General features: G+C 64.8%; 13 protein-coding genes. 10 read left to right on the top strand and 3 right to left on the bottom strand.

What is annotated here, in order from left to right; all coding sequences use genetic code 11:
- Window positions 1-100 precede the first annotated feature (100 nt).
- Window positions 101-397, bottom strand: coding sequence for an accessory factor UbiK family protein (locus Q7T45_RS11135; protein ID WP_304870671.1), 297 nt, complete (start codon window positions 395-397; stop codon window positions 101-103).
- A 187-nt stretch (window positions 398-584) separates the two neighbouring features.
- Here Q7T45_RS11135 and Q7T45_RS11130 point away from each other — a divergent pair, with 187 nt between their 5' ends.
- From Q7T45_RS11130 to Q7T45_RS11100, 7 genes are all read left to right on the top strand, one after another.
- Window positions 585-1,319, top strand: coding sequence for a dienelactone hydrolase family protein (locus Q7T45_RS11130; protein ID WP_304870669.1), 735 nt, complete (start codon window positions 585-587; stop codon window positions 1,317-1,319).
- Window positions 1,320-1,561: 242 nt separating this feature from the next.
- Window positions 1,562-2,422 (top strand): prolipoprotein diacylglyceryl transferase, encoded by an 861-nt coding sequence (gene lgt / locus Q7T45_RS11125; protein WP_304870667.1) that lies wholly within the window; start codon window positions 1,562-1,564, stop codon window positions 2,420-2,422.
- A gap of 56 nt (window positions 2,423-2,478) precedes the next feature.
- Window positions 2,479-3,555: a class I SAM-dependent methyltransferase gene (locus tag Q7T45_RS11120; protein WP_304870683.1), complete on the top strand. Its 1,077-nt coding sequence runs from the start codon at window positions 2,479-2,481 to the stop codon at window positions 3,553-3,555.
- Window positions 3,552-4,322 (top strand): peptidoglycan editing factor PgeF, encoded by a 771-nt coding sequence (gene pgeF / locus Q7T45_RS11115; protein ID WP_304870665.1) that lies wholly within the window; start codon window positions 3,552-3,554, stop codon window positions 4,320-4,322. The genes Q7T45_RS11120 and pgeF overlap by 4 nt, the downstream gene beginning before the upstream one ends.
- A gap of 66 nt (window positions 4,323-4,388) precedes the next feature.
- A complete protein-coding gene (locus Q7T45_RS11110) occupies window positions 4,389-5,027 on the top strand; it encodes a hypothetical protein (RefSeq protein ID WP_304870663.1) in 639 nt (212 codons plus the stop codon).
- 172 nt (window positions 5,028-5,199) lie between these two features.
- Complete coding sequence (locus Q7T45_RS11105; RefSeq protein ID WP_304744914.1) at window positions 5,200-6,153, top strand: ribose-phosphate pyrophosphokinase; 954 nt, start codon at window positions 5,200-5,202, stop codon at window positions 6,151-6,153.
- Window positions 6,154-6,308: 155 nt separating this feature from the next.
- Complete coding sequence (locus Q7T45_RS11100) at window positions 6,309-6,707, top strand: response regulator (protein WP_304870661.1); 399 nt, start codon at window positions 6,309-6,311, stop codon at window positions 6,705-6,707.
- Between the two features lie 55 nt (window positions 6,708-6,762).
- Here Q7T45_RS11100 and Q7T45_RS11095 read toward each other — a convergent pair whose 3' ends face one another.
- The gene (locus tag Q7T45_RS11095) at window positions 6,763-6,993 is read right to left on the bottom strand and encodes a hypothetical protein (RefSeq protein ID WP_304870659.1); all 231 of its coding nucleotides are present in this window, start codon (window positions 6,991-6,993) and stop codon (window positions 6,763-6,765) included.
- Window positions 6,994-7,221: 228 nt separating this feature from the next.
- On the opposite strand from Q7T45_RS11095, the gene Q7T45_RS11090 reads away from it, so the two are divergent.
- Window positions 7,222-7,434: a hypothetical protein gene (locus Q7T45_RS11090; RefSeq protein ID WP_304870657.1), complete on the top strand. Its 213-nt coding sequence runs from the start codon at window positions 7,222-7,224 to the stop codon at window positions 7,432-7,434.
- A gap of 65 nt (window positions 7,435-7,499) precedes the next feature.
- Here the strand turns inward: Q7T45_RS11090 and Q7T45_RS11085 are convergent, their stop codons facing one another.
- Window positions 7,500-8,270 (bottom strand): phosphatase PAP2-related protein, encoded by a 771-nt coding sequence (locus Q7T45_RS11085; RefSeq protein WP_304870655.1) that lies wholly within the window; start codon window positions 8,268-8,270, stop codon window positions 7,500-7,502.
- Window positions 8,271-8,675: 405 nt separating this feature from the next.
- Here Q7T45_RS11085 and Q7T45_RS11080 point away from each other — a divergent pair, with 405 nt between their 5' ends.
- Together Q7T45_RS11080 and Q7T45_RS11075 are read left to right on the top strand one after the other, a co-directional pair.
- On the top strand, window positions 8,676-9,245 hold the full coding sequence (locus tag Q7T45_RS11080) for a PRC-barrel domain-containing protein (RefSeq protein WP_304870653.1): 570 nt from the start codon (window positions 8,676-8,678) through the stop codon (window positions 9,243-9,245).
- A gap of 184 nt (window positions 9,246-9,429) precedes the next feature.
- Window positions 9,430-10,719 (top strand): MFS transporter, encoded by a 1,290-nt coding sequence (locus Q7T45_RS11075; protein WP_304870651.1) that lies wholly within the window; start codon window positions 9,430-9,432, stop codon window positions 10,717-10,719.
- Window positions 10,720-10,773: the final 54 nt, after the last annotated feature.

Here is a 10,773-nt window from a genome sequence, read left to right as displayed (position 1 = left end):
AGCCGAAAAGCCGCAGCGTACTGGATCCCCGCCTTCGCGGGGATGACGAGCGGAGAACGGGTTAGAGACGGTGAACCCGTCATTGTCCTGCGCAGTCGCCTCAGATGGCGCTGCCGCCCGCGCTCGCGCTGTCGGCATCCGGCGCGAAACCGCCGAGCCTGGCTTCCAGCGCCGCGATCCGCGCCTTCAGGGCCTCGTTCTCCTCGCGCGCCAGCCGCGCCATGTCCTTGACGGCCTCGAACTCCTCGCGCTTGACGATGTCGAGGTCGCGCAGGATTTTCTCGGCCTGGTTGCGGACGACGGTGTCGACCTCGCGCTTGACGCCCTGGGCGGCGCCCGCCGCGTCGTTCATCAGACGCCCGATCTCGTCGAAAAACCGATTGCTGGTCTGGGTCATCAGGAAATCTCCGGTCGGCTGAGATAAGAAAACGCTGGATATGACAATGGCGATCCCACGAGCGCGGTTCAAGCCCAATCAGGGCCAGCAACGGTCAAGTTGCCTTGTCATGATCCTGTTTCCTTGCAATCGTACCGCATCGCCAAGAACAACAAAACCGCCCACCGGAAACGAGAAGAAACGTCCCATGATCGACCAGCAGATCGAGATTCCGACCAAAGACGGCCACACCACCACCTTCATCAGCCATCCCGAGCGCGGCGGACCGTTCCCCGTCATCCTGTTCTACATGGACGCGCCGGCGATCCGCGAGGAACTGCGCGACATGGCGCGCCGGCTCGCGACATCGGGCTATTACGTGATGCTGCCGAACCTGTATTACCGTTCCGGCGTCATGGAGATTGGGCCGATCCCGCCCGACCCGGAAGCGCCCGAGCGCAAGGCGATGTTCGGCTACATGAACTCGATCAACATCCCCATGGTGATGGAAGACACCACCGCCCTGCTCGCCTGGGCCGACACCCAGAAGGCGGCGAATACCCAGATCGTCGGCACCGTCGGCTACTGCATGAGCGGCCGTTACGCCATCAACGCCGCGACGCATTTTCCGGACAGGGTCAAGGCGGCCGCCTCGATCTACGGCACCCATCTGGCCACCGACCAGCCCGACAGCCCGCATCTCGCCGGGCAGAAGACCAAAGCCGAACTCTATTTCGCCTGCGCCGAGACCGACATCTACGCGCCGCAGGAAATCATCGACAAGGTCGCGGCGGGCGTGAAGGACGCCAATGCCGAGGTCGAGGTCTATCCCGGCACCCATCACGGTTTTGCCTTTCCGAAGCGGCCGGTCTACCACCGCGACGCGGCCGAGCGGCACTGGGAACGGCTGCTGGCGCTCTACAAGCGCAACCTCTCGAAATAAAGGCACACGCTGAAGCATTTTTCATTTCACCCGAGACGGTGCACTCTTCTCCCCTCCCCCCGCGCAGCGGCGGGGAGGGGTCGGGGGTGGGGGGTCGATCGGCAGCAACCGCAGCTTCGGAGCATGCCGTGCCACCCCCCACCCCCGACCCCTCCCCGCCACGCGCAAGGGCGCGTGGAGGGAGGGGAGAAGGGGGCACCGGCGTCGATGGCATGCTCACTGGCCCGGAAGTAGTAACGACAATGTCTCCGATCGCAGTCCCGCTCACCATCGCCTTTCCGGTATTCGATCCGATCGCCATTGCGATCGGGCCGATCGCGATCCGCTGGTATGCGCTGGCCTATATCGGCGGCATCGTGCTGGGCTGGCTCTATGCCCGCGCGCTGATCAAGAACGAGAAGCTATGGGGCGGGCCGGCGCCGATCACGCTGCCGCAGATGGACGATTTCATCCTCTGGGTCACGGTCGGCATCATCCTCGGCGGCCGCACCGGCTACGTGCTGTTCTACAATTTGCCGTTCTTCATCGAGCATCCCGCCGAGATCTTCGAATTGTGGAAAGGCGGCATGTCGTTCCACGGCGGCTTTCTCGGCTGCGTCGCCGCGGTGATGTGGTTCGCCCGCAGGAACGGCATCCCGATCCTGTCGCTCGGCGACATCACCACCGCGGTCGCGCCGATCGGTCTGTTGCTCGGGCGTCTCGCCAATTTCATCAACAGCGAGCTGTGGGGCCGGCTGGCGGATTCGAGCGTGCCCTGGGCGGTGGTATTTCCCAATGGCGGGCCGCTGCCGCGCCATCCCAGCCAGCTTTACGAGGCCGGGCTCGAGGGTATCCTGCTGTTCATCATCCTTGCGGTGATGATCCGGATGGGCGCGCTGAAGCGGCCGGGCCTGATCCTCGGCAGTTTTATCGCGATTTACGCCTTTGCCCGCATCACCGCCGAGTTTTTCCGCGAACCCGACCCCCAGCTCGGATTTTTGTGGGGCGGGCTGACGATGGGTATGCTGTTATCAGTGCCGATGATCATTGCCGGAGCTATCCTGATTGTGCTGGCACGCCGCCGGGCGCCGACGAACGCATTAGCCAACCAAGGTACACCGTGAACGAATATTCGCCGCTGCAGTCCGAGATCAAGAAACTGATAAAATCGTCCGGCCCGATGCCGGTCTGGCGCTACATGGAGCTGTGCCTGACCCATCCCAAGCACGGCTATTATGTCTCGCGCGATCCCTTGGGGCGCGAGGGCGATTTCACCACCGCGCCGGAAGTCAGCCAGATGTTCGGCGAGTTGCTCGGGCTGTGGGCGGCGTCGATCTGGAAGGCGATCGGCTCGCCGCCGCTGCTGCGGCTGATCGAACTCGGGCCCGGCCGCGGCACCATGATGGCGGACGCGCTGCGGGCGCTGCGGGTGCTGCCGCCGCTCTATCAGTCGCTCAACATCCATCTGGTCGAGATCAATCCGGTGCTGCGCGACAAGCAGAAGGCCACGCTGTCGGGCGTGCGCAACATCTTCTGGCACGAGCACATCGACGAGGTGCCCGACGGCCCTTCGGTGATCTTCGCCAACGAATATTTCGACGTGCTGCCGATCCACCAGGTGGTGAAGCGCGAGACCGGCTGGCACGAACGCACCGTCGAAATCGACGACACCGGCAAGCTGGCGTTCGGCGCAGCCCCGGAGCCGACACCGCGCTTCGAGGTGCTGCTGCCGCCGCTGGTGCGCGCCGCCCCGGTCGGCGCGGTGTTCGAGTGGCGGCCCGATGCCGAGATCATGAAGATCGCGACAAGGGTGCGCGACCAGGATGGCGCTGCGCTGATCATCGACTACGGCCACCTGCGCAGCGACGCCGGCGATACCTTTCAGGCCATCGCCCGCCACAGTTTTACCGATCCCCTGAAGAATCCGGGTCAGGCCGACGTCACCGCCCACGTCGATTTCCAGGCGCTGGTGCGCGCCGCCGAGGATTTGGGCGCACGGGTGCACGGCCCGGTGCCGCAGGGCGATTTTCTCAAGCGGCTCGGCATCGAGACCCGTGCGGTGACCCTGATGGCGAAGGCCACCCACGAGGTTTCCGAGGACATTTCGGGCGCGCTGAAGCGCCTGATCGGCGGCGGCCGCGGCGGCATGGGATCGATGTTCAAGGTGCTCGCGGTCTGTGAACCCCACCTCGACGACGTGGCCGGCTTCCACGACGACAATGATGAAAAGCAGGACGCCAAGGCAGAAGCGCCATGACGCTGGAATCGCCGCTGCTCTCGGCCATTCCCGGCCTGCGCCACGCGTTCTTCACCCGCGAGGGCGGCGTGTCCGGCGGCCTCTATGGCAGCCTCAACGGCGGCGTCGGCTCCAACGACGATCCCGCCCATGTCGAGGAAAACCGCCGCCGCATGGCGGAGCAGCTGGGCGTCGCGCCTGCGCATTTCCTCAGCCTCTGGCAGACCCATTCGCCCGATGTCGTGGTGGCGTCGGAACCCTGGCAAGGCGGATCGCGGCCGCGCGCCGACGCCATCGTCACCCGCACCGAAGGTCTCGCGATCGGCGCCACCGCGGCCGACTGCGGACCGATCCTGTTCGTCGACCCCGCCGCGCGCGTGATCGGTGCCGCGCATGCGGGATGGAAGGGCGCGCTATCGGGCATTCTGGAATCCACGGTCGACGCCATGGAAAAGCTCGGCGCCGAACGCAGCGGCATCGTCGCCGCGATCGGCCCCCTGATCCGCCAGCACTCCTACGAAGTCGGCGGCGAATTCGTCGAACGCTTCATTGAGGCCGATGCCGAGAACGGGCGCTTCTTCATCCCCTCGGCGCGCGAGGGCCATTCGATGTTCGACCTCGCCGGCTTGATCCGGATGCGGCTCGAAAACGCAGGGATCCTCGTGATCGACGACACCGGCATCGATACCTATTCCGACGAGCGCTTTTACAGCTACCGCCGCTCGGTGCACCGCAAGGAGCCGGACTACGGCCGGCATGTGCATTCGATCGCGCTGGAGCGGGAGTGACGTCGCGAAACCGGACAATGCCGCTGCCCTAGACCTTAACACGTTTTAACGATATCGCTGGATGCGATGAGGGACACTCTCGCAACCCTGTTCCGGGCCAAGCCTGCGCGTGCCGTTACCGCGGCGGCGCTGCTTGCGATCGCCTGCGGGCTCGGCGGCTGCGCCAGCGGCGGCGCTCCGGGCGGCGCCGCCCTGGCGATGGCCGGCGGTGGCCCGACGGTGGCGTTCGAATCGATCGACGGCCCGCCGCCGCAGGTGTTCGAGCGGATGGTGAGCGTACTCGACAGCGAATCCAAGCTGCGCAACCTGCAGATCGTCTCCCGCGAGGGCGCGGCCTCCTACCGGGTGCGCAGTTACCTCGCCGCCCAGGTCAGCCGCGGCCGCACCACCATCGCCTGGGTCTGGGATGTCTATGACCGCGACCAGCAACGCGCGCTGCGGCTGTCCGGCGAGGAACCGGCCGGCAAGGCCGGACGCGACGCCTGGGCCGCCGCCGACGATCTCATTTTGCGGAAAATCGCGCAGGCCGGCCTTGCCGGCCTCTCCGGCATGATCAACGGCACGGCGCCGGCGGAATCGCCCCTGCCCGCCCCGGCGCCCGCCCGGCGCGGCCCGGCGGTGGCGAGCGGCCCCGCCCCCGTTTCGGACGGGTTTACGGTCAGTTCGCTCGGCAGCGACAGCGCCCTGGCTTACAGCGGCCGTTAACGAAAAACGCCCCGGGACCTGATTTTGCGCAGGAAAACCCGAGAAAACCCGATTCCACGGTTGCCAGCCGGATACCCTCCTTGATATCACCTCGCTCGTCGAAACGCGCCGGTTCTGTGGGTATTCCAAGATGCTGAACATTGTATCCAGCAAGGCGCGGGGAGAGGCCCTGATGTCGGCCAAGAACGGCTCCATCAAGCTCGTCGCGGGCAATTCCAATCCTGTTCTTGCCAACGAAATTGCCCAGCAGTTGGGCCTGCCGCTGACCAAGGCCGTGGTCCGGCGCTTCGCCGACATGGAAATCTTCGTCGAGATCCACGAGAACGTCCGCGGCTCGGATGCATTCATCATCCAGTCGACGTCGTTTCCCGCGAACGACCATCTGATGGAACTGCTGATCATCACCGATGCCCTGCGCCGGTCGTCCGCGCGCCGCATCACCGCGGTGATACCGTATTTCGGCTATGCCCGGCAGGATCGCAAGGTCGGCTCGCGCGCGCCGATTTCCGCCAAGCTGGTGGCCAATTTGATCACCCACGCCGGCATCGACCGCGTCATGACGCTCGACCTGCACGCCGGGCAGATACAGGGCTTCTTCGACATCCCGACCGACAATCTCTACGCCTCCCCGCTGATGGTGCGCGACATCAAGGAGCGCTTCGACCTCGCCAACGTCATGGTGGTGTCGCCCGACGTCGGCGGCGTGGTGCGCGCCCGCGGCCTCTCCAAGCGCATCAACGCGCCGCTGGCGATCATCGACAAACGCCGCGAACGCGCCGGCGAATCCGAAGTCATGAACGTGATCGGCGATTGCGCCGGCTATACCTGCATCCTGATCGACGACATCGTGGATTCCGGCGGCACGCTGGTGAACGCCGCCGATGCGCTGCTCGCCAACGGCGCCAAGGACGTCTACGCCTACATCACCCATGGCGTATTGTCCGGCGGCGCCGCCGCCCGGATCGCCGGCTCCCGGCTGAAGGAACTCGTCATCACCGACTCGATCCTGCCGACCGAGGCGGTCAGCAAGGCGCCCAATATCCGCACGCTGTCGATCGCCGGCCTGATCGGCGAAGCCATCGGCCGCACCGCCGCGGAAGAATCGGTGTCGAGTCTGTTCGACTGAGATTTCAGTTTCGTGGCTACGTCGCCCGATTGCGCCATCGGGCGGCGCCATGCGTCGGCCCGTTGGATCCATCCGGGCTACAGATTTGCATTTCGCCGGAACCAATAGCCCGCTTGCGCGTGATGTCTGGGGGCTGGTTATCGGGGGATTCGAGTTTGACGGACTTGTTGGTCGTGCTGGTCGTTGAAGACGACCCGTTAATCCAGACGCTCATCGACCATGCGCTTTGCGAGGCCGGTTACGAACCGGCGATCGTCGCTTCGGGCGAGGAAGCCGTGATGATGCTGCAAGGCAACCGGCAGCATTACCGGGCGCTCGTTTCCGATATAAACCTGAAGGGCACAATCGACGGCTGGGATGTAGCAAGGCAGGCGAGAGAGATCGACCCGTCCTTTCCCATCGTCTACATGACCGGCGCCGCGGCCGAGCAATGGGCCTCGCACGGCGTCCCCAACAGCATTCTGTTGACCAAGCCCTTCGCCCCGGCGCAACTGGTCACCGCCATCTCGCAACTGCTCAACGCGGGTGGCCAGCCGACCGCGCCAGCCACGTAAGGGGGATGGTCGTCCTCACCGGCGTCCTGGAATGGAACCCCGGAATGCGTACGACTTACAAAACCAGCGAAATGCCGCGGCGCTCCGTTCGGAATCGCTTATAGGCGTCGATTGCCCGGTTCGACAGCACGAGCTGACGCCGCTCGCCGTGCCGAACCATCAACTCAACGCTGTCGAGCAAGACCCGGCTGGCGGCCTCCGGTTCGCCAAGTTCACCGCTGCGTTCGAGATAGTCCCAGGCAATCTGAATAGACCTTTCCATCAGGATCGGCAGCGGCTCGGGCATGACGCATTCTCCAGCGGAGAAAACATTCAGGAGGCAGCTACGTTCCCTGCTCTTCCGGTCGCTATCGAACGAACAAAGATGGCGCCCTGCGCGGACCAAGAAACTGCGATTAAAGTTGTCCCTATTCATCATAACCCAACGTTGCGTTGGTCATGGGCATATGGAAATCGGCAATTGATCTGTCGATGTGGCAAGCTACGCCGGTGGTTTCTCACGGACGCACCTCCGATGAATGAACTTACCCGGTTACGAGAACTGGAAGCCGATTGCCGCCAGCGGGCGCTGAGCGAGCCAGAGAGAAAATGGTACTGGCTCGCGCAAGCCGCCAAATATCAAATCCAGGCGAACCTCGAGGTCGCAGAGAACACCACCGAACCGAACGCGCCTGAAGTCAGACTGGCCAGCTGGCCAATCGGCGGGGATGAAAGACGGCTGCATTAGCCTTTCACTTCAACCGCGATCCCGAAGGATAGCGCACAACCGCGCCCAGGGCTCTTTCGCACGCTTCATGACCCGCCCGTCGGTTGACCGCCCGGCGCCGGGTCTTCCCCGACGATATGCAGCACGAACGGTTTCGCCGCGCGCCTGACTCCCTCGACCGCAACCGACGCCTTCCGCTTTACCCGCGGCACGGCCTGGCTCTCGGAGGAACGAAACAGCGCGTAGTCGCGGCCGAACAACCAGCACGACATCTGGAAGACGCCGTGGGTGATGAACAATGCGGCCAGCACGTCGATCGAATAGTGATAGTGGCCGAGCAGCACGACCGCGCCGAACAACGCGGTCAGCGCCAGATAGAACATCCGCCACGGCGGGATGTGCCAGAAGGCGAATGCGGCGAGCAGCGGCAGGCCGGTATGGCCGGAGAAGAACAGGTCGCTGCCGTAGAAGATCGAGTTGAGGAACGCCGCGGGCAATTGCGGATCGATCGGCGACGGCGCCACATGGGTGAGCGATACGAACACCGCGCGAACCAGCAGGAACAGCGCCATGGCCTTGAGCGCGAAGGGCAACCGGTTCGGGCGCGACGCCAGCAGTCCCGCCGTGATGACGAAGGCCGCGAAGGTGCCGTAGATGAACAGAAAGCGTAAATTGTATGGCCCGACCCGGCTCAGCACGAAATCGGTGACGGGGTTGCTGGCGTGCACCGTCGCATAGCTGACCGCGGCGAAGATCGCGATGGCGCTGGCGGCGAGGAAGACGGCGCCCTCGCAGACCGAGCGCCAATAGGCGCGATTGTCAGCCAGCGTGCGGTAGAGCCGGATGGTGTCCTGCATGGGAACCCCGTTGCGACCAGAACAGGGCACGACCGTAGGCCGATCCCAGACGCTCGCCTGTGAAGTACGCCACATCTCGCGGTTTCGTGTGGTCCTTGCGGAGCCGCGCGCCCAAAGCAAAGACCCACCCCGCGGTGAGCGCGCGGGGCGGGCCTCTCTCTGCAAGCCGCACATCAGGGGATGCTGTGCACACCCTCAATTCAAATCGTACCGGTTCGTTCCGCAGCGTGTCTCAAAGACACCGTGACGCGGGTATTTCAGCCGTGATGTTGGCCACCCGGCTGACGCGGACGAGAATCGAAACCTGCATGATCAGCCCGCACCTGCAAAGTCCATCGGTGCGCTGGAACATTCGTTTGCATCCTCCGTTCTAATGAGATCGATAACCTTTCCAAGGAGAATACAATGAAGAATTACATTGCTGCTGCGCTACTGAGCGCCGCCATCATCAGCGGTCCGGCCTATGCCCAGACCGCCCAACCCGCCGATCGCGCCGCTCCGGCCGCTACCACCACGGACGCCGCCGGCACGAAAATGATGCTCAAGGGCAAATGGCGCGCATCCAAGCTCATGGGTCTCGACGTCTACAACGAAGCCAACGAAAAACTCGGCGACGTCAACGAACTGATTCTGGACAAGGATGGCAAGGTCAGTGCCGTGGTGATCGGCGTCGGCGGCTTCCTCGGCATGGGCGAGCATGACATCGCGGTTACGATGGACAAGCTGAAATTCGTGGAAACCCCGGTCCGCACCAGCTCGACCGCGCCCGCAGGTGCGACGCGCGAAACCACGACCTCGACGGCGCCCGCAGGTACGGCTACCACGACAGGCGCGGCCAATACGACCACGACGACCACCACCACGACTGCACGCACCGCCAATGCGAACGACTGGACGCCTGATCATGCCGTAATGAGCGGGAACAAGGAACAGTTGAAGGCGTTGCCGCAGTTCAAGTATTCCGACTACAACTAAGCTTGCGGCTTCCTGCCAGGCGATATCAAGGGCCCCATCCCGGTGGGGCCCTTTTTTCGATCGGATGACGGCCGGTTGGTTGTTCACGGTGCCCCCTCCTTGAACCCCCCGCCCATCCCGCCTAGGCTCCGCCGCAACATCGCCCCCTGAGCGATGGGCGACAAGAAGCGGACATCCCCTGACAATGCAGACCACCGAGCGGCAGCCCTTCCCCCACCGCCGGGGCCTGATCATCGTCACGACACTGGCCACGGCCTATGTCGCCAGCCATTTTTTTCGCGCCTCCAACGTCACCATCGGGCTCGACCTGATGCGCGACCTCAGCATCGGGCCGGAGGCGCTGGGCGCGCTGACCGGCGCGTTCTTCTTCGGCTTCTCCGCGATGCAGATCCCCTGCGGCCTGCTGTTCGACCATTACGGGCCGCGCCGCACCGTGACCGGCATGCTGGTGGTCGCCACCGTCGGCGGCGTCATCTTCACGCTGGCGACCTCATGGCCTGTCCTGCTCGCCGGCCGTGCGCTGATGGGCGCCGGCTTCGGCGCCATGCTGATCGGCAGCATGGTGGTGATCTCGCGCTGGTTTCCGCCGGACCGCTTCTCCACCTTGGTAGCCATGGTGCTGTCGATCGGCCTGGTCGGCAATCTGCTCGCCACCACGCCGCTGGCCTGGGCCTCGGAGGCGATCGGCTGGCGCGGCGTATTCGGCTTTGCGGTGGCCTTCACCGCGCTCGCCACGGGCGCGGTCTGGCTGGTGGTGCGCGACGCGCCATCCGGCCACCCCTTCCTGGAGCGCACCGCGGAGCCGCCGCGCGTGATGCTGCAGGGCCTGATGGAAATATTGCGCAACCCGCGGCTGCGGCCGATCCTGGCGCTGAATTTCTGCAGCTATGCCTGCACCTTCACGGTGCAGGGGCTGTGGGGCGGCCCGTTCCTGCGCGAGGTGCACGGCATGAGCGCGATCGCGGCCGGCAACGTGCTGCTCGGCGCCGTGGTCACCTACCAGTTCGGCATGCTCGCCTTCGGCCCGCTCGACCGCCTGCTCGACACCCGCAAATGGATCGCGGTCGGCGGCAATCTGGTGACGGTTTCGATGCTCGCCACGCTGGCGCTGGCGTCGCACCCGCCGGTCTGGGTGCCGGTCGCCGCCATCCTGATCATGGGTTTTGTCTCGGCCGCCAGCACCATGGTGCTGTCGCATGGCCGCGGCATCATCCCGGACCGGCTGATCGGGCGCGGCATGTCGACGCTCAACACCGCCGTGATGCTCGGCGTCGCCTGCATGCAGAGTCTTTCCGGCATCATCCTCGGCGCCTTCGAACCGCTGGCAAACGGCGGCCGCTCAGAGGCCGCCTACCACGCGCTGTTCGGCGTGCTCACCGTGGTGCTGATCACGGCGGTTGCGATCTACAGCCGCTCGCAGGACGTCAGGCCGAGCGACGAAATGCGCGCGCGCCAGCAGGCGCAGGGTGGCTGAGCTGCGGCCCGCGACCTTTCGCTTCCGTTCGCAGAAAAGCCCAGCAGACACGCT

The organism is Bradyrhizobium sp. (genome assembly GCF_030646015.1).
In the GTDB taxonomy this organism is placed as follows: Bacteria; Pseudomonadota; Alphaproteobacteria; order Rhizobiales; family Xanthobacteraceae; genus Bradyrhizobium.
This window is presented reverse-complemented; position numbering and strand designations above follow the sequence as displayed.